We start from the raw sequence: 26,213 nt of genomic DNA on the forward strand, positions 1-26,213 counted from the left end.
TCAAGCAAGCCAGGGTGACAGGTTCAGGCAGTGGGGATGTAATCTCAGGCAGCTGCTCACCAGGGACAGCTGCCTGCAGGGCAGTATTATCACAGAGAAGTAAAGGTGGACATGGAACTGGCACTGACTCAAATATAGGCTGCCGGGCTGGCTTACTGTAATGCATGAAATGCCCCGGCAAAGCCGTGAAAGCTGCCGGGGCTGTCCGAGCGGACCGGGTCGTCAGAGTCGTCCGAATCGTCAGAGCTGCCAGAGCCGTCAGAGCTGTCAGATGTTACATGTCATCAGGCCTGAGCAGGCCTGACCTGTGCTCTGATCGGTGCCCGGCCCTGCAGATCACATTATGAACTGATACTTGTCAAGGTGATGGAAGTACTCAAGAGTGGAGCAAAATTCCCCGAATGTATCAAGCTTCCTGCGATCGATGCTCTCGTCAGGCTCAATTGCAGGACTTTTCATATGAGTTTTCAGTCCTGGAACTGCATTTATTACATTCTCAGGCAGTTTGAGCCCGTACAGTGCTTCTATTTTGCTTTCGATGAGATCTTCATCAGTCATGGATCTTTTACCTTCCTTGATGAGGTCAAGGTAGTCACCGTACAATTTTGCAACGGAATGAGCCAGAACAATCTGAGGCTCGCTGTATTGTGACAATACAATCCTGACGCACGAAATCATGCAGAAAATATATGCATTACTGGCAGAGAGCTCTGCCTCTGGCAATTTCCACCACTCTGGCAAATTATCCTCAAGCATTACCAGCTGCTCCAGAAGTCGTATCTGATATAAGGCCAGCACAGCTGAAAAATAATCATGACCTGCTGTCAGCTCAAGCTTCATGAGAGAGATTGCATGCTGTTTTATCAGTCTTTCCAGTACTGTCTGCATATTGGACATGAGCGTCAGAGCACTGACTGTTTCGAAAAATTGCACCTCCTGCCTGGCATCTTTAATACTGCCATTTGCAATCAGACCGGCAGCCATCACCAGTCGGGCTGCAATTATCGAAGCAGAGAAATGTGAGCTGTTCTGGAGCATGAATCTGACAGAGAACTGTTTGCCAAATAAATCTCGTGTGGCAGCCATAACCTTGCTGCCATCATCAGGCAGGGGGACGCCAAGTATTTCGGCCATGGTCTGATGGCTCAAATCATACACTTTACCGTCACGCTCATTGAGCGCGGCATATTCAGGATGGAGCATGGCCTCCTGCAGTTTAAGCACCACTGTGTCAGTGTCAAAACCTTTCACTTCTGCCTGGCATTGATCAATTGAACTCATATCTAATCCTTCAAAATGGAGGGTTGGAACATCCCCCAAAAAATACTTACCTTCAAATTCTGGAAAGCAAAATAAACCAGTCAAAACTCCTGGCACGGCCCAGGACTGATACCTGGCGTCCTGAACACTACAGCAGAGCCTCATCACCTCAGTATCACAGCGCCCTGAAGGCCTCTGCATGACGACATCAACCATTATGCACAAAACTGGCAATACCATGCAGTGCCGTTCAGCACGCAGCACAATGCAGTGCATGCCAGTGCTGTGCACGGCCGCGCGGTTCAGTGAGTGCATATCAGTGACGGAAAACATCCGCATGATGCCCAAGGATGCCACAGTCTGCACAGGGCTGCACCATGCCCATTCAGGCCAGTGCAGCTGCGCCAGTGGCATCATGCTTTTCAAACCGGCCTTGCCTGCCCGCACCTGAATAAGACTGACATCCGGCCAAAGAGCAAGTGCTCATAGCTGAGCATCAACATCACAACAGGATTTGCTGAGCCTGTCAAAGCCCTGCAACCATGAACCGGTCATGAGCGGCAGGGCTGAGCAGGTCGTGGACCTGCAGGCATGAACCGGTAAGACTGGCCAGGCTGAGCAGGTTAAAGACTGGATGGGCTGGCAAAGATGGTATTGCTGATGGATGTCAGGCACAGGACCGTGGCCGTGCCAGGACCTGTGCCATGGCGCGGGGCAGGGAGCGGCCAGGGATGAGTACAGCCCCTGAGATGTGGTTGAAACCGGTGATGGGGCTGTGATCCTGCCTGTGCCCCTGGCAGTGTCTTGGGCTGGGGCTGTGACCATGGCTATATACGGTGCCGGGACTGCTCTGGTCTGTTATTTTTGGATGCCCAGGCTCTTGCCCATATAGCAGGTGCCTTTGCCAATGTGGCTCTTTATGAGCTCTACCAGAGCACGTTTGACATTCCTGTTGGTTGCCAGAGGCAGCTTTTTAACCCACTTGTTCATACCAGGTACGGCCCCCACCAGAGCTGGTGGCAAATCGATCCTCCTGAGGGCGTCAAAGTACTTCAGGCCTACTGCCTGTGTCACTCTGCAGGTGTCAGTAAAAAAGAAGACCATTGAGATCATGTCCGGATCCATTGGACCCTCGACATCATAGATGATGGAGTGGCGCAGCTGATGCTCCATATCGCGGGCAAAAGGCTCAATATTCAGTCTGAACCTGCCTTCTGACCACCATGGCTCAAGGGACTTTTCAAATTCAACAAAGCCCTTTGAAATTACGGCAATCATAAACAGGCAGGTAAGCTTGATGGCAGCACACTGTACTGTGGTCAGAGTCATATAATCATTGCCCTGGCGCAGCTTGCAGTAAATCTTGGCAAGACGGCTGATCACAAGGTCATAACGCTTAACCTGGTCAAGCACCTGACCGACAGTATTCATCCGCTCTTCAGTCTTGATTTTGCCGATATTGATGAGATAACAGGCCATCAGCACATGGGAGTTTATATGACAGCCGCAGACGGCCAGGCTGTCAAGAGCAAGACTGGTAGTCTCCTGAGGAGGACACATGAAAAAGCCTCGGACACCACGAACCTCGTCCGCATTCTCAATCTCAGGTGCCTTGAAGAGCTCCATGATTTTGTGCGCAGCAATTATACCTGGTCCATTGTCATCGTCCTCATCGGCACTGACAGCAGCCTTACTGCCATCCTGCCCCTTCTGCCCCTCAGGTGCCTGTGCGGCCTCAGACGGGCGGGTCAGATTTTCAATGAACTCAGGACTGATGCCCTCAATCATGGACATAATCTGCTCTACATCAAGGCTGTCAGCATAAGTATCAAGGACCTTGAGAGTATCGGCATCATCCTTGTTACGATCGGCATAGTTCTCCCTGAGATTTTCTGCGGTACCAGAAATAAAGTTCTGAAGTTTGACCAGCTTTTCAATGTCGTTATTGCCCTTCATGCACGAAACTCCTGTACATTGGTAATAATAAATCCTATGTCTGCGACCGGCAGAGCAGTGCTGCCTGTCCCCTGAGCTGTAACGGTCAGCTGGGCGTACCCCAGGTCCGACCGCCGTCATAAAAATCTGTCCAGCCACGATGCCAGAGACCTGCAGACGCGCCTCCATGAACTGCCAGAACCTGACACGCAGCCTGCACCATTGCCTTGCCATGCCGCGCTCTGGCAGCCCCGGCCGGCGCCCAAACAGCTACCAGGCCCCACAGAAGCCTTGCCATGTTCCGCTCGGCAGCCCCGGCCGGCGCCATATCCGCGCCCCATTCTCATGGGCAGCAATCTGCGGCCGCGATCCAGCCAATGGCTGTGGCTCTGCCCCTGACTGGTGCTCGACCATGACTGTTGCTCTGCCTCAAGCTGTGGCCATGCCGCTGGATAGTGCTTTGCCCATCGCGACGGCTACTGCTCTGCCTTTGGCTGTGGATTTGCCTCAGGCTGCGGCTTCGGGTAAGGCTTGCATCATGATCCTGAAAACGAAGTTACAGCCTGACGCTCAGGCCTGACCTTTCAAATCTCAGGCACCACATCGGTATTTTGCTCTCTCAGGCCATACCCATGAAGTCTGAATCCTTACGACTGCGACTGCGCATGCGCCTGACCAAAACCCGCCCTGGCAAAAGCCAGTTTCGGCCCGGGCTCATTCTTACAATTTTGAGCTGGTTATAAGCTGCTGACAAGCTCTGATTATAGCAATGAGCAGGATCTGATGCTTGTCGGTACGGCACTGTGTCCTGGAGCCCGCTTACGGGTTTGTCTCCAGGTTTTGACCAGTGCACAGTGGCCTGGCACAAAACAGAGCATGCTGGAGACTGCGACTACGGCTGAACTTCCAGTGGGGCTGATCGGCTTTTGGGAGAGCATGAATACTGTGGGCCGGGAACCTGCTGGCCATGCTTACTGAAGACCTTGGTGCCTGCTGGCCATGCTGCCTGCAGCCCTGAGCGGCTGCAGGCCAAAGCCGCAACTGGCGACAGCCTGATGAGGACGCATACCCGGCACTATGGGGCACAGTCTGCCCCACTTCCCGGGCCTGAACTGACTCAGGGCGATCGCTGTGCGCTCTTTAGTGCTGGTTAAAGCACAGGGCATGAGCGATATGCGCGTCATTGTGACAGGACTGGCTCTTTGGCTGACAGAGAACAATTTTAGCCCTTTGAGTCTCTCAGAAACGGACTTAATGCCCAGGACAGGAAGATAATCATGTATCTGTGATCTGAGGCAACTTTATGCTTACTTGCAGGGCTATGCTCAGCCATATCAAAGGGCATGGTGCCCAGTACTCATGCTGATCCTGACAAAGCTGAGAGCTTATGATGGGACTGACACTCAGGGCCAGGCATGCGCCCTTGCGACAGGGCTCCGGGCATGCCCCGCTCGCCACAAAGGCTTTTTGAGTGCATGGTGCGCAAAGTGATGCCCACTACAGGTCAGCTATTGCTCATGCGCCAAAGCTGAGCACCGTAGCCATCAGGCCGGTGATGGCCTGACCCTTATGACCTGCTAAGACAGGCTGGTTTCCAAGAGCTTAATATTGAGAGCCCAGTTTGTGCCTGGCAGGGCAGCGCAGACCTTACTGCAGGCACTATCAGCCTGGCAAGGCTTATGCCCAGGGCACATCGCAGCTTTACCTCGTGATTAATAAGGTGCGCGCCAGTGCCGTGCTCATGTATGGCGCCATCATAGTGAGAGCCTTACAAGGATATGCCTTATGACCAGGCCAGTGCAGTGTCAGCATGGCTCAGGGCAGGCCATGGCATTGCTGCGGCATGGTTTTCAGAGCATGCAGCGCAGGCATGCGGCGCAGGCTGTGCAGGCTGCTCAGTCTGACCATGGTCGCTGGGAGTCGCATACGCGATGTCAGCAAAGGGCTAACATGTGATGGAGAAGGACAGGGTCGCACATATGCGTCTGCAACTTCACAGGAGGAGGTGCAGGGCTGTGCTGTAAAGGACAGGTTCAGACCTGCCGCCTGACGGCTGCCGGGCTGACATGCTGACTGGATACAGGCCGAATTCAATGCCGCTTTGCAGTCTGGGCATTATGGACAGGGGATAAAGAGAACGGTGGCCAGTTAAGGCTACGTGCTCATGGACGGCTTTGCCTGATTGGGTTGGGATATGAGCCATGCGCCTTGTTCCATACGACTTGGGGGCATTCGCTGCTCTGATGACTGGTAAGCAATACTGGCCTGATGTCAGACTGTGGTGCAGGCCCGATGCCTGATTGCTGAGACGTTGTGCCTTGGGAAAAGGGGATAGCTTGCGAGATTGTTGCTGCACGGCGCGACGGTGCGGTGCTGCGGTACGCAGCGGCGGCGGGGCTGGGTTGATAATGAAAAATGTGGGGGTGCAGTTGGCGGGCATAATAAAGGGCACGGCAGTCATGCTGCTGTGCCCTTTATTATTTCAGGCCGGCCTCAGGCCCGGCATGAGGCCGGAACTGGTTTAAGCCGGGTCTGGATCTTATCAGGCTGGCAGGAAGGCCAGGAAGAAGGAGAGGATAGCTGAGTTGACGAAGTCAATGAACAGCGCACCTACGATAGGTACTACGAAGAAGGCCTTTGGAGACTGACCGTTAGCACCGGTGAAGGTCTCCATGTTAGCCATGGCATTAGGGGTAGCACCCATACCGAAGCCGCAGTGACCAGTAGCGATTACGGCAGCATCGTAGTCCTTGCCCATGATACGGAAAGTAACGAAGTAGGCAAACAGAGCCATAACCACGGTCTGAACCAGCAGGATAGTTACCAGAGGTACAGCCAGAGCGGACAGTTCCCACAGGTTCATGGTCATTAAGGCAATGGCCAGGAACAGCTGCAGGGAGATGGAGCCGATTACGTTGATGGAGTGTAATGGAACGCTCTTGTGTTTGAAATCAAGGAAGTTACGGATAGCGGCAGCCACCATCATAGGACCAAGGTAGGCCGGAATGGTGATGTTCAGGGCAGAGAGGCCCAGAATGATGAAGTGACCGATACCCATGGCAACAATGATGTAGCAGGCTGCGGAGAACAGCAGAGGCTCATCAATGTTCTTCTCTTCCTTGGTGAGCTTACCCTCAACAATATCAGGGTTCTCAACTACGTGGTTGATCTGATCGTCAGAAGCTCTGAGGTGATAACGGGCCATCAGACGCTTGCCAATAGGACCGCCAATCATACAGCCGGCTACCAGACCGAAGGTGGCAGCAGCCACAGATACGGTCAGACCACCTTCAAGGCCCTTTTCTACCAGTAATGGACCGAAGGCAGCGGAGGTACCGTGACCACCGGTAAGGGAGATGGAGCCTGCAGCCAGACCCATGAAGAGGTTCTGGTCAAAGAGGTAGGAAATGGAAATACCTACAGTGTTCTGTACCAGAATCAGGCCGATGGAGGCAGCAAGGAACAGGGCTACGGCATAACCACCATGAATCAGCATCTTAAAGGATGCGGCAAAACCAATGGTGGTAAAGAAGGCCAGCATCAGGAGGCTCTTGAGCTGGGAGTCGAAAGTAAACTGGAAGGATCCAGTCACGTGGCCAATCAGAGTGAAGATGGAGAAAATGATGCCACCGATTACAGGGGCAGGGATAAAGAAGCGCTTAAGGACAGTAAAGATTTCCTTAATCCAGCGACCCAGCAGCAGCAGGACTACTGCAATTGCCAGGGTCTCCTCCATACCAAAAGTATATGTAAACATAAACGTTACCTTCTTAGCAAATTAAGGGGTAAGCTAAGCTAGACAAAACAATGCTCCCGGCCCATATCTTTCCTTTCCGGCATTAAGGGCATACGCCCCGGCCTGTGCCCTGGCAGTGCCGGGCAAAGCCCCGGTGCAGCCCTGCCCTCACTGTGGTCTGCTCATGGACAAGCCCTGGCAGTTTACAAAAGTCAGAGGCTGATGCAGCCCCGGCTGCAGGCATGGGATGTTCATCAGCGTGGCCGTGGGCCCTGATGAATATGCCATAACTGCAGACTCAGGTGTTTTCCGACATGATGCCGGACTGCTGCGGAAAAATGTGGGATCTGACCTGACTTGACCAGTCTGCCTCCATGGGCAGACTGCTCAGCACACAGCGCGCCTTGTGTGCAGCACATGCAACTGCATGTGCAAGGCACAGCCTCATGCTTCCTGCATGGAGATTCGTGCATGAAGATTCATGCATCAAGCCCCTGCATGGGGATTCGTGCATGGGGCATCCTGCAGCTATGCATCCATCCGGATGCATAACTGCTGGATGTATGCTGCATACTGTATGGCGCCTTCTGTCCCTGACTTCAGGGCCGTCAGCCCTGAGGCTGAGGCCTGCAGGTCAGGCCGGGCCGCTGGCGTCTGCTTATGTCCTCTGCACCTGAGTGCACAGGACAGACAGTCACCGCTGCGGCTGCGTCAGTATCATCAGGGCTGGGGCATCATGCCGCCACGGTTCCTGATAATAGACCAGTCAGCATATAAACCAGCTGCCGCCGGACCAGGGGCCAGGTGGTGGCAACTCTCTTTCAGACTGAGTGTCTGACAGGTCACAGGGGCCGGCCGGACAGTAAAAGTCCGGCCAGCTGTGAGACTGTGGTTTGATACTGAACTTATGGTCAGTCAGCTGATTGAGCTCAGGTGGTTTGTGAAACCTGCGCAGTAAGCGCCTTTGCAACCACAGGGACAAAATGGTCATGGTACAAAAGGCTGCGCTGCCCGCAGAGTGAAAGACAGCTTAGTACTACGCTTTGAAATGCTTTCTGGGAGCATATTGCGTTAGAGCAATAAGTATGTTTTGCACAGTGCTCTGACAAGCCTCCCGGCTTGCAGCTCGTGAGTATATGGCTCGCGAAATGGGATCCGCGCCTTCTGCCTTTGTCTGTATCACTGCCGCCAGATATTGACAGCATGACCATGCCTTTGCCAGCCCTGACCTGCAGGCAATGCCTCAGTCATGGCGCAAAACTTCGGTCTGCTGATATTGGACAGAGCCAGGTGATATACAGACAGTCGCAGCTGCTCCGGGCCTGCCAACCGGGAAAAGCTGGCGGGCTGCGTTGAGGCTGCAGATATGCAGAAGCGTTTACTTGCCTGTTTTCTGTTGCCCTGATGCGGCCTGATGCGCATTGCACAGCTGATTCCCTGGCCTGATTATAAGCGCAGCTGCTCAGGTAAAAGCACGGTCCGCTACCGGTCCGGCCTGTCGTGAGAGCGCTTACAGCCTTGTGCTCAGGAAGTGATTAGCATGTGTGAGGAATAAGTTTATTCCGCAGGTCAAAAAGACAAACCTGAATATGAACACGGGCGCTGTAGGGCAGAAACAAAAAACTGCCCTAATATACAGCAATAATGGCCAATATCTCAAGAAAAACCGGCTGATCGTCCGCCTTTGCTGTGGAAAACATTAGCATTTACGTCCAGGTTATACCCCGGCAAATCCCGGCTGCCCGCATAATTTATGACACAAAAGACTGTCCACATGCACAGCCCCTGCTACCCATGAAAATCGCCCTCGAGCTCTTTTAACCCCCAAATGGTGCACTTGATGCCCCATATCAGGACCTGATACTTTCCCGCCCAGAAAAATCCCGCCATTAGCGCTCAATATTCTCACTTCCCGGAGCGCAGCTGCGCCCCATCCCCCACCAAAATGTCAGCCGCCCTTCAGGCCACATCCAAAATGTCAGCCGCCCCTCCTGCCCATCCAAAATACTCATCCGCCCCTTTGGCCACATCCCAAAATCTGCCCGATCAGACCACTGCGAACAAAAATCCGCATGGACAGCCTCTGCCCAGCAAAATCACGCTGAAAATCCCCGCCAGTAAATCCAGTTCAACCAGCCCGCCGGCATGTAGGTCGGCAGCTCCCGAACCTGAATAAATGAGTACGCTCCTGACTGCCCAGGCAAAATACTCATAAGACGTGGCTCATCCAGCTCTATCTCCATACCAAAATACTACTGATCCGTGCACCATTCAGTCACGACATCAATGGCAGGGCCAGTGCTGCTGAGCTTTATCAGGCAGCCTAAGGTAAGTGATCGCCTTAGCACCGCACCTTTTGCCCACGAAGCGAAGCGCTTGCGCATGATCCAGGCACTGGCCTGCAGCAAATTGAAAGCAGGAGTGCCTCCCTGTCCATCCTTGAACTTACTTGTCTGCAGTGGCCGCCGTGGCTGCACTGGCCTGTGAAGACCGTCCGGCCCGTCGACTGGACTGTACTGTGAGGTCCGTCCGGCACGTCGACTGGACTGTTCTGTGAGGTCCGTCCGGCCCAACGCCTGGAATGACTGGTTGCAGGGGCAGCTGTGCGGCAGTCAGGCCTGACAGCTCAACAGATCTGATGACGGGCCGCTGCCGGCTGCCCCTTGCTGATGACAGAGGCAGAGCCATGGGCAATATTTGCCTGCCCAGAGAGCACAAAGGACGAAACGCGGTAGCGCTTCGTCCTCTGGTAAGGGCACAGACAGTTGCTGTAGGCTTTATGATACTTGCCATGGAACTGCAGGCACAGCGGCGTGCAGCAGCTGCTGCCGGTGAGGCCGGGACCGGCCTGCAGGGCCGGGCCCAGGCGGGCATCTGACCGTCAGGTCAGGCGCGGTAGCGCTCGCGGGCGGTAAACTCGATGATGCGTACCTTGTCGCGTGCTTGTCTGTACAGTCCCTGCAGGAAAGACAGCTGCTCAGTGACGGCAGTGGCACCGGTAACCTGGATATACCAGAACTTTTCATTGCTGTCCCAGCGATAGCCATGACTCTTGAGATTGTCCTTACAGTCAAAAGGAGCGCCAATGGCCTCAATCTTATAGGTAGCCTCGATAGAGCTGTTATAAAGGGACTCAAAAGCCCCTGGGGTTATGTACATGAGATAGCACAGGGCAAGGCAGTCATTGCAGGCGCGGTGGGCCTCATAGAAATAGCCTGAGCTCTGTAAGAGGAATTCAAGCTTGTAGCCGCCAAAGCCCAGCTTGCTCCAGTCAATTTCTTTCTGAGTACAGGCCCATGGCATTCTTTCGAGATTGCTGAAACGACGGTCGACAAAAGGACGGTCAAAGGATGCGTTGTGAGCCACTACCAGCGGACCGTCAACAAAGTAGTTAAGCACGGTCTCATCATCAAAGCGCTGGCCCTTGACCATATCATCGCTGATACCGGTCAGACGGGTGATTTCTGGAGGGATTGGGCGCTTTGGATCCTCGTAGGCATCAAAAATTCTGTCAATGGAGAGCAGAATTTTACGGTCAAGAGAGAAGGTGCAGCGCACCATGCCCAGTTCGATTACCTTGTCGGACACTGCGTTCATACCAGTGGTCTCCGTATCGAGGAAAACTACTGACCAGGTATTTTCACCTTCGAGCTTGTCATTCAGGATGATTGGCAGCATTTCCTGAACATCTGCACGAGTGACAGGCACGCGCTCCAGCAGACGGAAGTCATTTGGATGACACTTAATATCTTCGATTCTATTAAGGGGAAAACTATCCATATCACGCTCCGTTAATTGCTCTAAACCAGTATGTAAAAAGGCCCCATAATGCCCTGACCACCCACCATCCCAAAGATACCTGACAGCATTGCCTGCAGGCAGCTGTGCCTGCATACACGCAGGCAGGCAGGACTGCAGGCAGGCAACCATGCAGGCATAGCGTAAATGCCATGGGCACTGTCGGCCGCGCTGCAGTATATTCTGTGCTGCTGCAGATGCGCATCAGCACTCTGCCCCTGCTCCAGTGGTGCTGCGCTTTACAGCGCTTCCAGTGCTGCGCATCTTCTGGCCGCGCCAGGCTGTGGTGGTGGCACTTTGCCTGGGAGGCTGTATTGCGTGCTGTCAGGTAAGGAGGACATAAGGACGCTTAATGAGGGCTAATTATATTGCCACAAGCAAAGCCAATGCAAAAGTTTACCCGGCAAAAGCGTACCGGCGGCTCATAATTGCAACCCTGATCTCCCCAATGCAGGGGCTCCTGAGCAGTTGCTACACCTTGCAACCTCAGCACTTGCAACACCTTTCAGCCTGAGCACGGCTGCCCCATGTGCACATACTCATCCGTAAGCTGCACACATGGCCTCTTTAACTTGTAAGCTGTTGTGCCCTGAAATCATGCATCATGACAGCAAAAGCAATATGCTTCACCTGTGCATCATGCGACCATGCTCACCAGCCTGACAGGCAGCCATTTTCACTGTGCTTATGCAGACTGCATCATCCTGAATTGCTGAGGGGCAAAGGTATGGTTATGGTGCAGAAGCAGGAGATAGCAGATCAGCCATATTTCAATGCCACGCTCATTGCCTTGTCGCATCGTGCAGCCACAACTGGGATGATGCTCCGTGATGTTTCCCCGTGATGCATGAGCCAGGGCAATATCAGGGATACAGCCCATTCATGGCAGGGCCGTGGAGGCAGCTGTACGCAGCCACGGCTGTGTCAGGACAGCGATTGCGCACCATAAATGGCCATGCTTGGGGCATTCACAGCTGTGTCGGGCCGGTTATTGTGGTCACCTGTGGCCGGGTCATGGCAGGGCTGTTGCTACGTCATGGCGGGGCCTTTGATGAACCTGGCCTGTTTGTGGCTGATCCCTGCAGCATCAGAGGCAGCAGGGCTCAGATAATGGCCTGTCCGGGGTAGCCGGGATGCAGGTCGTGCCGGCTCTGTCAGCCGGCTGTTTTGACCGGGGCCGGGTTGCCCTCGGCCGGTACCAGGTACATCAGGCAGCGCTTGCAGTTGGTGACAATATTGAAACGGTGCTTGCCAATGAGCAGATAGTAGCCCACGGTAGAGCCGCCATCGTCGTGGCATACAGCATGATTTTTAATCAGGCAGTTGCGGCAGGTCATGACGGCCTTTTCAATAATTGGCTTAGGTGGCTCCAGTCGTCCGCCCATGTGCTGCATGTAGAAAGCACGGGAACGCTCATTGAATACCAGACGGCTGTCAATACCGCCCATGAAATCAAGCTCGTTGTCATATTCAGCTGCTGGTGCGCCCTCAGCGCCTGCTGCAGCATCGGCTGCGGCAGTTGCGGCAGCAGCCGGGCCGGAGGTGACGGCGGCAGTAATGAGGTCGGCGCTGTCAGGGTCGCAGACCGGGGCGGCGGCAAAGCCGCTGGCATTGAGGCCAGGGAAGATGTAGCAGTCAGTGGTGCCGCCCATATAGGCAAGATTGCGCTCACGACACTGCTCACGGGTAAGCTGAGTTGTGCTCAGATAATCCTGCAGGGCTGCGCGGCGCAGGCTGTTAAAGGCCGACAGCGGCATCAGCAGCTTTTCAGGCTCACTGATATCAAGCTTGATGGCGCTTTCAGCAAGGCTGACATTATCATCACCCAGCTTAACCATTTTGGAAAGCATCACCTCTGGCTTGAGAGGGTTAAGACCACCAAGATCAAAGTCAGGATTTTCAGCCATAAGAGAGGCATGCACCTCACTTATTGAGACTGCAGCGCTGCCGCTGCGGCCCAGCTCGTCAGCAAAGCTGATAACAACATTATTGCCATCAAAGGCAATGCCGGCCTGCAGAGGCATGCGACGCACCAGTGCCTTAGGCATGTTGATATTCCTGATAAAGACAGCATCAACATTACGGTGCAGGGCACAGCCCACGCTCATGCCCTCAATGGCTGAGAGCAGATGCAGACGTACAGTCTGGCCCGGCTGCACAGCAATGCTGCCGGCCGGAGCCGCAGCACCCGCAGTGGCGCTGCTGGTGGCGGCTGCAGCCTGGGCGGTCTCGCCCTTGCGTACCCCTTTAACCTCGGTCCAGCCGCTCTTTGCAGCTTTGGCGCCTTTGCCTCCGTTGGTTCCGTTGCGCCCGCCTGAGGCTGATTTACCGGATGCGTTTCTTCCTGTGCTGGCATCGTCAATAAGGGTAACTCTGTTGACTCTGAAGCCGGTGAGCTCACCTGTGGCATCAAAGAAAGTATAGCTGTCACCATTGGATACCATGGTGGCGCGCTCCATGCGCATGTCGATCCATGCGCCGCCGCTGCCGCCGCCGGTGCTGGCACCGCCTGCGCCATGGGCTGAGCTATTGCGGCCATTATGGCCGCGCTGGGCTGAGCCTCTGTTCCCTAAGGCTCTTCTGTCTGAGCCTGGTGGCTGGGTGCTGCTCAGGGCTGTGACCTTGCCCATAAGCTCTCCAAGACTTTTTGGAGAGGAGGTATTGGTCATATTGGCATTGTCACCATGCAGCCATGCTGAGGTAAAGCCACGGTTAAAGGTCTTGGAGACATCAGGGATAAAGCCACGGCTGACCACGCCTGAGGAAGAGCGCTCATACCGACCATTGGAGGCGGCGATGATTTTGTCCAGACGCTCGCGGAAAGCCGCTACCTGATTGACCACATAATCACGGTCCTTGAGGCGGCCCTCAATCTTGAAAGATGAAGCACCGGCCTCTACCAGATCCTCAAGCTCATGCAGACGTAAATTGTCCTTCATTGAGAGCAGGTGACCTGAGGCAATCTTTTCATCAGGGGCTTCAGGATTTTTGCGATCGTGATGGAACATGTCCATAGGAAGACGGCAAATCTGAGCGCAGGAACCACGGTTGGCCGAGCGGTCTGTCATGGTCTCTGAGATATAGCAGATACCTGAGACGCTTACGCACAGGGCACCGGATACAAAGACCTCAAAGCGGATCTCAGGATAAGTCTGACAGAAAGAACGAATCTCATCGAGGCTGAACTCACGAGGAACCACAATCTGGCCAAAGCCCAGCTTCTTGCAGAAAGCCACCTTATCGAGCGTATCGATATTCATCTGGGTACTGGCATGGATTTCAAGGCCACGGGCGGCCTCCATGGTCAGAACAGCCGGATCCTGAACAATAATGCCGTCAATACCGGCTTTACGGCCGTCAGCTATGAGCTGCTCGACACCCTCGAGCTCATGATCGTAGAGCAGGGTATTAACAGTCATGTACACATGAGCGCCGAAACGGTGAGCAAAGGCGCACAGGGCTGTAATATCCTCAATGCTGTTACCGGCTGCCGAGCGGGCACCAAAAGATGGACCGCCAATATAGACGGCATCGGCACCTGCCATAATGGCAGCAGTTCCAACCTCCAGATTTCTGGCAGGAGACAGCAGTTCCAGCTTACGTGGCATCATCAATGAGTCCTCAGCAAATTATTTCCTCAGTGCGCTCCACCCAGCCCATGCAACAGCATGGTTGCCTTTCTGTGTGACAGGCAGTGGCCCCATGGCAGCTCAGCATGCATTGCATGCATAGCAGGCCGGCATCCACAGCTGGCACGGCATGCATGGCATCCATGGCAGGCCGGGCATGCACGGCATGGCAGGCACCCAATGCCTTATAACAGCATGGTCCTGCCGTTTTAACAGCAGGGCTTACTGTCCATGGTCGGGCAGCGCTGGGGCATTGTATCAGCTTGCAGCGCTGCTAAATCAGCTTTTATCCCACTTGCGCGATCTTATCAATATGTTCAGCTCGATGAGCGGAAATGACTGAGCGCATGCCATGGGGCAACAGCCTGCCCTCAGGACTGTGCACATGCCATGGGGTAACAGCCTGCCATCAGGCCTGGGCCCATGCCATGGGGTAACAGCCTGCCCTCGGGCCTGCGCACAAGCACTAACAATATCGGGGATCTTATATTTGCTTTTATTGATACGTTGTATCTATGCAAATGAGCGCGCAGCAGGCAAAAAAAGACCCGCATGACGCAGGCACTGCCAGAGGCAGCACATGAACCATGCGGGTCCTGGTAAGGAAATCGTATGCAGGCCGGCCTGCTGCATCCGGTCCTGCGGTCCTGCGGTACTGAGCCATGGGCTGCTGCACTGCAGCCCCGGCTCTGTGGACTTATCAGTAGTCGTAGCGGGCGTTGGCCTCTACTGCCAGATCATCAGAGGTGTCTGAGGTCTTGTAGGTGACGGCGGCGCCGGCAGCAAAGCCGCCATTGCGTACGCTGACACCGGCCTTAACACCGGCGGTAACATCGTCCACTACCTGAGTGCTCAGGTTGGTGGTCATGTTCTTCACACCTTCCCACTTGACTTCGCTGCTGGTGTTCTTGTCACCGGCATTGGCAGTTACAGTCAGGTCAAGAGATGGCTTGATGTTCCATGTACCCTGCTTGATGTTGCGGGATACGCTTACACCAACTGGTACGGAGATCAGGTTCTGAGTATCGCCTGAAATCTTTGCAGTCTGGTTGCTGCTTACAGCAACTTCGTGGTCTGAGGTCTCCAGACGGGTGAAACGTACACCGGCATGAGGAGTGATGTCCACTGAACCTGCCTTGATAGCGTAGCTGGCGGTCAGACCGGCAGACAGGGCCTCACTGTCAACAGATGCCCTGGCAGCGCCAAGAGCAGTCTGAGCAGTCAGATCGTTGTCAGCCTTGGTGTAGGAAACATCACCGGCAATAGTAACCGGACCGTGTTCACTGCGGGCGTAGACAGCGCCACCGAAGTACTTGGCTTCGTTGCTTACACCAGCTGCCATGCCGTTGGAGGTGACATCGGCCTTACCTGCAGAAACAGCTGCACCAACCTCAACATTGCTGGAGACGCGGAAGCCTGCACCTGCAGTAATACCGTTGAGCTCAACCTCGTTGCCATAGTCCATACCGTCAGCGCTCAGACCGGAATTATCGATCTTGCGATAGGTAGGAGCTACCCAGACACCGCCATTGCTCTGAGTTGAAGTCAGACCACCCTTGTCAGAATCGCTGGCCACAATCTCAGGGTTAGTTGCAGCATCGATACCGGAGCGGGCAGCTAAGGCATCAGCCAGACTGTCAGAGGCGGCCAGGGCGGTGCGGGCTGCACCACCAAGGCTGGCGATACGTACAGTAGCTTCAGCATCACTACCGTCGTTAGTAGCAGTCAGGACATGGTTGAGCAGACCGTTATCGGCGGCATGGTAAGCGCTGTAAGAACCGTCGTCATTCTTGACGGCCACATACTTGCCGGCAGCCAGTACCTTGCCATTTTCATCAGTAAACTGACTCTTGCTGGCATCGTAAGAAACGTTCTGAGCCAGGTCACCATGCACATTCTGACGATCGGCATTGTCTGCAAAGCCACCGTAGGTAGCCAGAGCATCACGTACCGGCTGGGAGATCTGGTTATAGCTCTTGGCAGCAACCTCACGGTTAACTGTGAGCTGTACGTCGCCTACCTGACCTGGAGCGATGCCGTCAGCTGCAGTAAACAGGCCGTTGACTGACTCGAGCTTGAGATTCTTGTTGTTCTCGGTAACCAGCTCAACCTTGCCGTCTGCATCCTTGAACAGGTTCACAGGAGCAGATGGATTGTATGAGGTACCTGCAATCAGAATCTTGGCGTCCTCACGGGCGTAGATGCTGGCGTCCTTCTTATTGAAGGTGATTGCAGCGGTATTCTTGTCAGTTACGGCATTGTTATGCAGAGCCAGTGCAGAGTTCCTGTCGAGGTAAATGTCATTACCGTCAACATTGCCTCTGTAGGTTGAGTCAGCATTCTTGTAATCAGCATAGCTGCGGCCGGCATCAACAACTATCTTGCCGCCCTGAGCTACTGTTACAGGCTTTGCTACATAAGCAATAGCACCGGTGGCATTCTTGTTGTTCGCTGGATCCTGCAGAGCGCCATCCTTGAAGTATGGAGCAAATGCAGTCTGTACTTCCTTAACAGCGCCATCCAGATCGGTGGCACTGGTACCAATGGCCACTACAGAGTTCTTCAGAGCAGTTACGGTACCGTTAATCTCACCTGCTGTATTGGCAGCTGTCGGAGCCTTGGAACCAACAGTGTTCATGGCCACGATGGTTGCCTGCTCGGTGTACTCAGGGTCAGCAACCAGACTGCCGCCATTGAGATTACCGTGCTTGGCAAAGAGGGTAGCACTGCCGCCCTTGCCATCTGAGCCAACACGGACTTCAACTCCGTTGGCCAGACGAAGCTCGTCAGCACTGGTCTTGCCCTTGGCAAAGTGACCGCCTCTGGTGAACTCAACAGTACCAAACTCATTGTCACCGTTAAGTGTGGTCTGGTTGGCAAATACAGTCTTGCCCTTGACCTTGAGGTTGCCATTGAAATCGGTCTGACCGATACCACTGTCATTACCAATTTCCAGGGCCTCAGCCTCGATGGTACCGGCAGGAGGAATGGCAGCAGCAAAGAATGCTGCACCCTGTGCAGGGTCATTGATCAGCTTGTCAGCCTGGAGGGTACCCTTAACCTTGAGGTTACCAAAGGCAGATACTGCATCAACATCAAGGATATTTCCGCCTACCTCAAGGGTTGCGCCCTGAGCAACGGCCAGCTTGTCGCCGCCGTCGATGTTCTCACCAACCTTGGCCGTACCTTCGATGACTACGTTCTTAACATCGTCAATGCCCTTGGCAACATTGATGGTGCTGCCACTGTTGACAGTAAGAGAATCACCTCTGGTGACACCGCCGGAAACGTTAATGGCACTTCCGTTCTGGGCCAGAATCCTGTCGAAGTTATAAACATCACCACCAACAGTCAGCTTGGATTTATCAAGGGAAATGTCCTGTACTCTGCGGGCATCACCCTTAATCTCAATGGTGCTTCCGTCAGTTGCGATCAGCTTATCGGTGTTACGGACATTCTTACCTATGGTGGCTTTTGAACCTGCCAGTGCAAGTTCCTTAACACCAGTCATGCCGTTGGCAGTAGTCAGAGTACCGCTTCCGGTAACAGCCAGCTTATCTATATTCCTGAAGGCGCCGCCCATATTGACAGTGCCGCCGGAAACAGCCATTTCCTTAACATTGTCAAAACCAGCCTGACCTGTAATGGTGCTGTTTGCAGCAACAAACTTGTCGACATTGCTGATCTCACCGCCGAAGCTGCCGCTGGCATTGTTGAAGGTAACATCGTCGGCGCGCTTGATGCCGCCATTGGCTGCAAGGGTGCCACCTGATTGAACAGTAATCTTGTCAGAATTGGTGATAGCGCCAGTTACACTGACATTAGCCTTGGACAGGCCAATTTCCTTAATCTGATCAAGGCCGCCATTTACAGTGAGCTTACTGTTGCCTACTGCAAGCAACTCATTGGCATTAGTAATAGAACCGCTGACAGTACCGCTGGAGGCATCCATGGCAATCTGCTTGACGTAATCAATATTGCCATTGACGCTCAGCTGAGTGCCGTTGACGAGAGTAAGCTTATCGCCATTATCGATTGCGCCACCAACAGTAGCCTTGGTATTGGACAGACCAATATCCTTAACTCCGGACATGCCGCCAGAAGTCTTAAGAGTACTGTCGAGAGCAGCCAGCTTATCGCCACGGTTTACAGAACCGCCAATATCAGCCTCAGAACCGTAGATTTCAAACTTTTCAACTCGGTCAAGGCCACCACCAGTTGTGGTCAGCTTGCTGTTACCTGCAAGCAGAACATTCTTGGAGTCAGTAATGGAACCGCCAATGTTTGCCTTGGAACCGGCCATCAGAACTTCCTTGACATCATCAAGTCCGCCCTGAGTATTAAGGGTAGTGTTGCCGGTTAAAGCAAGGCTGTCGGAGTCAACGATACCGCCACTGACATTGGCTGTGGAGTTATGAACGGTGATCTTGTCAACCTTGTTCATACCACCATTGGCAGTCAGAGTGCTGTCAATCATGCCAAAGTTCCTGGTATCGTTGATAGCACCACCTACAGTGGCTGTAGAGCCAGCCATGGTGATGTCCTTGATGCGATCAAAGCCACCAGTTGAGCTGAGCTCAGAGCCATTAACCATGGTCAGGGAATTTGAGTTGCTGACACCACCGCCAAGTGTTGCCTTGGAATCAGCAAGGATAATTTCCTTAATGTTTTCGAGAGCACCTGAAGCCTGCAGGTCACTCTTGGCTACCAGCTGCAGTTTGTCGCCATTCTTAATGCCACCGCCGTTGAACTTGAGCTCAGAGCTGTGAGCAATAATCTGCTTGACGTTTTCAAGACCGCCATTGGCAGTAAGAGTACTGCCTGCTGCACCAATGGTATTGGTACCTGTAATGTTACCAGTAATGGTTACGTCACCGGAGGCAAGAGCAATATCCTTAACATTCTCAAGCTTGCCACCAACATTAAGCTTATCGGTTACCTCAAGCTTATCAATGTTAGTCAGATTATTAGTGACCTCTGTCTGGGCATTTACAGCTACGTTGGCAATGTTATCGATGCCATCAGAGAACTTGGTCTGTGCCTCGATGAATACATTGGTGTAATCACCCTTACCAAGGCCCTGAATCTTGTTGACCTCGGTTAATACCTTGCCATCACCACCGATAACGAGATTAGTCTTGTCGCTCTCCTTGCCTGCCTTGAGGTAGAGGTCCTTAAGCTTGCCACCATTGTTAAATTCAAAGGAGGCACCGGAGTCCAGAGTGGCGTCGATAAGAGCGTCATTTCTGGTGGTATCAACAAGGAACTTGCCGCCGTTGCCATCAGCCTTATTAACAGAGCCGTTACCAAGCAGTAACTCATCACCGTCAACGCGCATGGAGCCAACGTGAGCTACAACCTTTTCGCCGTCACGGATGTTAACCAGTCGACGGCCAATCAGATTGTCAGACTTGATACCGTCAAGACCGTTTTCAGCGATAAATACCTTGAGCTTCTGCCAGTCAATATCGCCGTTAGGCAGGATTACGTCCTCGATCTTGTCAATTAAGGCGCCGCCGATATCGATATTGCCATCAGGTACCTTATCAGGGTTCTTGAGGAACTCTTCCTTTAACTTCTTGATGTCTTCCTTAGTCAGGACGGTCTTGTCGTCGAAGTTAAATCTGATGGTGGCACCATCGGTCAGAGAGATGTTGTTGAGATACTTGTTCTTAGGATCGATCTCACCACCGTCCCAGCCCTCAGGATGCTCGTTACCATTGTTGCCATGGATATCGTGATTGAACTCAAGATCTCGCAGGGCTTCAATACCAAGCTCAAGCTTGGCAGTGGCGCCGCTGATATTGATATCACCACCGGTAGTGGTAAAGCCATACTGGAGCTTGTCACCTGTTGAGGTGCCAATAGGGGCCTTACCTGCAGTCATCTTGCTGTTGAGAATGTTCAGAGTGCCATCTGACATCTCAAAGTTCTTGACTGTGAGCTCGCCTGAAGAAACTGAGCCGTCAACATTGGTAATGGTGCCGATATTTACCTCACCACCAGCCATATTGAGGCTGTTGGCAATCATGCTGCCAGAGGTATTGAGCTTACCAGCAGTAATGTTGGCATCATCAGCGTTGAGCATGCCGGTTACGGACATGCTGCCACCATTGATGTTCAGAGGACCAACATTGGCTGTTCCAGTTACATTTAAAGAACCACTGGTTACATCAAGCTGATTGGTAATCAGACCATTGCCTGCACTGACTGCAGCTCCATTAACCTGCATGTTACCTGCAGTAATAGCGCTTCCGGCAGTGATGCTGCCACTGTTAAGCACGGCATCACCAAGGATATCCAGTCTGTTGGTAATTGTGGTCTTGCCGCCATTGGTAGTCATATTGCCACCGAGACTGGCGTTGCCACCAACAGTCAGGTCACCACTTTCAATATCAGCATTGCCTGCCAGCAACAGATCGCCACTGGCACTGACGGTACCGCCCTTCATGAGCAGGTTATCAGAGGTAATATTGCCCTTGGTTGTAAGAGTACCGGCCTCAGTACGCAGAGTATCACCAACAGCCAGGCTGCCACCAAAGTCGACCTTACCTCCCTCAAGTGAGAATCGGCCTCCTACAGTACCGGCACCGCTGACATTTACAGTTGAGTTGCCCTCAACAATCATGCTGCGATCACCGGACAGATTGCCTGCTACATCGAGTTTGGAATCGTAAACATCGATATAACCTGTAGAGGTCAGGTCATTCTTTGCAGTTACAGTTGAGCCGTCGATAAAGATATCGTCAGAGGTAAGCTTACCACCGGCAATAACAGTACCACTGTTGCTGACATCAAGCTCACCTGTAGTAGTAAAGTCGCCAGAGCTGGTAATGCTGCCACCGTTCATGACGACATTGCCGCCAGTGAACTTGCCATCAGCAGTTACTGTACCGTTATTCAGATCAGCATTGTTTAAGGTAATGTCATTCTTGGCAGTAAGAGTTCCGCCGGACATGTCGAAATTGTTGGCGGTAAAGCTGCCATCTGTTGCTACAGTTGCACCAGTCAGGCTGGTGTTACCAACAGTCATGTCACCGTTGCTGGAAAGCTTGCCACCAGCCATCTCAAGAATATCGCCGGAGAAGGCGCCGCCAGCAGTAACAGTACCACTGGTAATGCTGATGTCTTCGCCAGCAAAGTCGCCAGAGGCAGTAAGATTGCCTCCTGACATGGTCAGATCGCCACCGCTGTACTTCTTGTGAGCAATTAAGTCGCCACCTTTCATGGTGACATTGCCTACCTCAACATTACCGGTTCCTTCAAGCTTACCGCCGGTCATATCGACATTACCACCGGTAACTGGACCGCCTGCTGTAATAGTACCGCTGTTGATTTTTACATTGCCAAAGTTAAAAGCGCCACCGACCTTTAAGTTACCTTTATTTGCGGCAGTTACTCGTCCCTGAGTTGCGTTGAAATCGCCTTTAACATTAACAATTACATTCTCAACTGTAGCATCGTTGCCTACAGTTACATGCCTGTCTACAGTGAGAGCTCCACCTGTAACAGTCATATCCTTGCCAACAGAAAGGTCTCTCTTGAAATCAGCCTTGCCGTTGCTTAATGCAAAATCACCAGAAACCTTGACGTCACGGGTAATGGTTGCGGTACCACTGCTCATGGAGTAGTCGCCGGCCATAAGGTCACGGTTGACAGTGATATTGCCACCTGTAACAGTTAGTTTTTCGCCAACAGTTACATCACTGCCACCGCCTATGGCGCCGCCGGCAATGTTGTATTTGCCCTCAACATTGATAACTCCGGCACTAACCACGCCTGCAGTCTGCTTGACATCCCCCTTGCCATTGAGAGTTCCTCGAGCAGAAATGGAGCCACTTGAAATAGTAATGTCATCACCAACTGTCATGTTCTTTTTGGCGTCTACTCCGCCATTTTTAACAGTCAGTCTTCCATCTACATTGACATCGTTCGCAGCAGTCAGGCGGGATCCGTCTACTTCCAGCTCTCCGGCATTTATATCGTTACCGGCAGTAATGTTGACAGGTGTACCAGCAGGAGCAGCACCGGCCTTGAACTTGCCTCCTGCAGTGATGTCATTGCCTGCATTGAGCACACCGCTTGTAACAGTAAGCTCATTGCCGAATTTGATGTCATTACCGGCCTGAACAGTGCTGTTATTTACAGAACTGGCCTGGTCGCCTGAGAAGTTGAAATCCTTTTCAGTAGTAACAGTTGCATCTGTGAGTTTGGCAGTCTTACCAGTAATGTTCCCTGTGCTTTCGATATCGCCACCGGTCATTACCAGCTCGTCGAAGTTCATCTCACCCTTGGCATCTACGTTGCCGCCATTCATGGTGAGCTTGTCAAAATTAAGCGAGCCGTGCTCATGTACATCAATCCTGGAACCGTCAGCAAGAGTTACAGTGCCGGCATCGAGTACAGGGGCACCGGTCTGGCCATATTCAGGCGCAGCAGTGTGGTCAGCCTCCATTGCGGAGCCGACTTCAATCACAGCATTCTTGCTGGCATCAATATCCTGGGCAGTCCAGTAGCCATACTTGACCTTAAGGGCAGCCTTTTGCTTGTCATCGAGGCCATCAAGATTAAGGTTCATATCAAGATGACCAGTATCAGCTGAATGCGATGCAAGCTCACCAGCTGCGCCGCCTGAGGTCAGACGACCAAACTGGTCTGTCTTGCGATCTGCAAAACCAAGCTGTACCTCTGCCTCATGGCCAACCTTGATGTTCTCAACCTGGTTCTTTGAGTTAAGCTCTTTACCGACAACGAGCTTGCCACTCTTCAGATCGAGCTCACCTTTTCCATAAGTGGCACTGTCAATGGTCATGCCCTCTCTGGCAATGAGGGTATTACCCTTGCCAAAATCAATGGCATCAGCCTTTAAATGCATGTTTTTGGCATCGACAGTATTACCAGTTCCAGTAATACCAATGTTGTCAGTCTTTACGCCTGCAGCATCAGCAACTTTCTGGAATCTGTCCATTGAAAATGCCTGATGCTTGCCATTTTTCTTGGTTCCGTTGAGATCTCCCTCGATAACCATGCTGGCATTGCCACCAAGATGTATGGCAGCTCCCATAGGAGAGGAGCCATTTCTATGATTGTTGGCATTAAGAAGCTGATCAGCATTTTCCTGATTTAACTTTATGGTACCGTCTTTAACATCGAAAGTAGTCTTATGCTGCTTGCTTGCTGCAATAGCAATCTTTCCTGTTGTAAGGTCAAGAGTAGCATGGCTGTTATAGTTGACTTTATCGCCATTTGCGTTAACAGGAATCTCCTGAACACCGTTACCGTAAATCTTTACAGTGGTATCGGCCATGTTCTGAAGTGCCATACCCTCTTTAATCTTAAGAGTGGCATCAATACCTTTGCTTGCAGGATCGTTTTCAGCACCGCCGACCTGCAGTTCTCCACCTGCAAGATTTACGTATCTCTGATGAGTAACATTGCCAGCAGCTACGTGCAGCTTGCCGCCGCTTTCGAGCTTGATATTCTTGTCAATAGAGGTGCTGCCAGCAGCCATGACCTTATCGAGGCTGGCATCATATGGATTATCAACTTCTTCGGTATTTACAAACTCAATTGTGTTCTTAAGGTTAAAAGAATCGTCACCTGAGGTCTTGAGGGTAACATCCTTTACAGTGACCTTATTGAAGTTGTAATCGACATTGTTCTTACCAACCTCCTGAAGTTCGAGCTTATCAGCCTTGAGGTTGAGGGCATTACCAAGATCCCATCCGGCAGTTGGATTATCGCCAGTAACAAGTGCCTTATTGACCAGCATCTTGTCAGCAGAAATAGTTGCGCCGTCATGAACCTGGATCTGGCCCATGAAGCGCTTGTCATTAAACTTGAAATTGTTCAGGTGAACAGCTGAGCCGTTCTTGTTCTTAAGATTGAGCTCGCCATCACTTTCAATTTCAATGGTTCCGTGATGATTATCACTTGACTTTGTTGCATTCACAAAGTCATGAACCTGACCCCAGTATGCCTTTAATTTGGCCTTCTGGTCATTATCACCATCACCAATCGTAAGCAGAGCATTCTGCTTATGCTGGTTGGTTATCTTTGCACCCTGACCAAGCTCAAGAGTACCGTTTTTAAGATGGACCTTGCCTGCATTGGCCTGAGCAGGAGCTCCTTCAATCTGGATGGTGCCGGAGTTGATCTTCAGATGGGTATCAGAGCCCTGAAGGGTAGGGGCAGCCTTGTCAAAATCAAATACAGCAGTACGACCACCACCTACCTTGATAGTAGTGTTGTCCAGGGTGCCAGTTGCCTTGATTGTGCCGTTGTTGTTAAATCCGGTGCCTGGCTGATTGTGCTCGGCAAAGGAAATGGTACCGCCAGTGCCCTTAATATTGCCCTGAAGCACGACGTTTTCAGCATTCTTGCCATTCATGATAATGGTGCCGCCATTCAGATTGATTTCTGATGCACCATCCTTATGAGTATGGTCACGACCAAAAGCTGTTAATGAGCCATGTGCATTTTCGGTTTCTGCAATGTGAACAATACCACCAGAGCCAATATTGATGGTATCAGCACTTACCTGAACACTGTTGCCTGAGTGGTAGCCTGAACGTATACGCAGCTCACCCTGATTGACATCAATCTTACCGATGTCCATCTTGAACTCGTATCCGCCCTCTGGCTCACCGAGAGCCATAACAGCATTCTGGCCATCAAGCTTAAGAGTTCCATCACCAGTGATACCTGAGCCCTGACCGTAGCCACGGATCTTATAAGGATCACTGCTGTCACCACCAGTAACAGTAAGGTCGCCCTTCCAGTCGAGCTTGCTGGTTACCTTAAAATCTTTTGAGCCTCCGCCCAGTGTGCCATCGAGTGTATAGTCGCCACTGTTCTTAAGCTGATTGATATCAGTTAAAGCGGTTGCAGCATCGGCGGTGGAGGAGTAGACGCTGGCCAGCGCTGCCGTGCTGAGAATAGCGGTAGAAGCCAGACCTTTGAGATAGGCGTCCTTCAGTACAGCACGGTACTGTGCTGACAGAAATGTGATGGTGGAATTTGTTTGCTTCATAACTAGCTCTCTACACGACAACCTGTCAGGATAACCGGATCCGGTCACAGAGGGCCGGGCAACTGGCCTTGCTGTGGAGTTCCGGTCCGAGGCAGATATCGGATACAGGGGTAAAAAATGGAAATCGGGACTCTGGTTCGATTATGGGCAGGCGGCTTTGTCGGCTGGCGGGGAGACAGCGCAGGTGTGCCTGGAGCTCATGTGCTGTGGTGTTACATGAGTATGTGGCGCTAACCCTTGCTGTCGGGGAAATCCTTATGGTTCTTCCCTGCTCTCTCCTGAGCAGTACTGCACATATTTAATCTGCACAGACAGTCTGGCGACTGTATGGAGATTGTGAATCAGAGTTGTTAAATCTGCTGTCTTTGTCAGGACAGCGCGGTTTTGTCTGTTTGTTCGTTCAGTTAAGGCTTAAATGCCCCGGACTGAGCAAAACCTGGCTCAGACCAGGTAATGTCCTATTATCGGCAGCATTACGCAAAATTTGACCTTAAATGCTCAAAGTGTGAGCCGTGGCTGACTGCAGCAATGGCCTTGCACATCAGCTGTCAATGTATCTTCTCTCATATCTATGTTGACGTATTTTACTTTTGGGGCAAGATACGCCTTATGTCTGTAATGCGATCAGCATGTTTATCGGATTTATACCGGCAACAGGCATCCCCGGCCGGACACTGATGCCCGGGCCGGGATTCTCTTCTCTCTTCTCTTAATTCTATCTGTTTTTTTTCAATGCACCAATGGTGATCAGTTTGATTTACATCTGTACCCGAAAGCTGCGCTTCGGGATACATGCCGTAAATATCAGCCTTCTCAAAGCAGG

The 26,213-nt window shown here is 52.4% G+C and carries 6 protein-coding genes; all 6 read right to left on the minus strand.

What is annotated here, in order from left to right; translation table 11 throughout:
* Window positions 1-336 precede the first annotated feature (336 nt).
* Window positions 337-1,707: a hypothetical protein gene (locus tag MXE41_RS02770; RefSeq protein ID WP_247099274.1), complete on the minus strand. Its 1,371-nt coding sequence runs from the start codon at window positions 1,705-1,707 to the stop codon at window positions 337-339.
* Window positions 1,708-2,118: 411 nt separating this feature from the next.
* A complete protein-coding gene (locus tag MXE41_RS02775; RefSeq protein WP_247099275.1) occupies window positions 2,119-3,216 on the minus strand; it encodes a hypothetical protein in 1,098 nt (365 codons plus the stop codon).
* 2,521 nt (window positions 3,217-5,737) lie between these two features.
* A complete protein-coding gene (gltS, locus tag MXE41_RS02780) occupies window positions 5,738-6,952 on the minus strand; it encodes a sodium/glutamate symporter (protein ID WP_246977600.1) in 1,215 nt (404 codons plus the stop codon).
* 2,865 nt (window positions 6,953-9,817) lie between these two features.
* Window positions 9,818-10,711, minus strand: coding sequence for a 3'-5' exonuclease (locus tag MXE41_RS02785; RefSeq protein WP_247099276.1), 894 nt, complete (start codon window positions 10,709-10,711; stop codon window positions 9,818-9,820).
* A 1,172-nt stretch (window positions 10,712-11,883) separates the two neighbouring features.
* Entirely contained in the window at window positions 11,884-14,340 is a 2,457-nt protein-coding gene (locus MXE41_RS02790; RefSeq protein ID WP_247099277.1) for a U32 family peptidase, read from the minus strand.
* Between the two features lie 718 nt (window positions 14,341-15,058).
* On the minus strand, window positions 15,059-25,390 hold the full coding sequence (locus MXE41_RS02795; protein WP_247099278.1) for a hypothetical protein: 10,332 nt from the start codon (window positions 25,388-25,390) through the stop codon (window positions 15,059-15,061).
* Window positions 25,391-26,213: the final 823 nt, after the last annotated feature.

The sequence above is a fragment of the Anaerobiospirillum sp. NML120449 genome (assembly GCF_023051105.1).
Lineage (GTDB): Bacteria > Pseudomonadota > Gammaproteobacteria > Enterobacterales > Succinivibrionaceae > Anaerobiospirillum.

Bases quoted from the DNA above. Each gene is read 5' to 3' on its own strand.
- MXE41_RS02775 (WP_247099275.1), bottom strand. From the start codon at position 3,216: ATGAAGGGCAATAACGACATTGAAAAGCTGGTCAAACTTCAGAACTTT.
- gltS (WP_246977600.1), bottom strand. From the start codon at position 6,952: ATGTTTACATATACTTTTGGTATGGAGGAGACCCTGGCAATTGCAGTA.
- MXE41_RS02785 (WP_247099276.1), bottom strand. From the start codon at position 10,711: ATGGATAGTTTTCCCCTTAATAGAATCGAAGATATTAAGTGTCATCCA.
- MXE41_RS02790 (WP_247099277.1), bottom strand. From the start codon at position 14,340: ATGATGCCACGTAAGCTGGAACTGCTGTCTCCTGCCAGAAATCTGGAG.
- MXE41_RS02795 (WP_247099278.1), bottom strand. From the start codon at position 25,390: ATGAAGCAAACAAATTCCACCATCACATTTCTGTCAGCACAGTACCGT.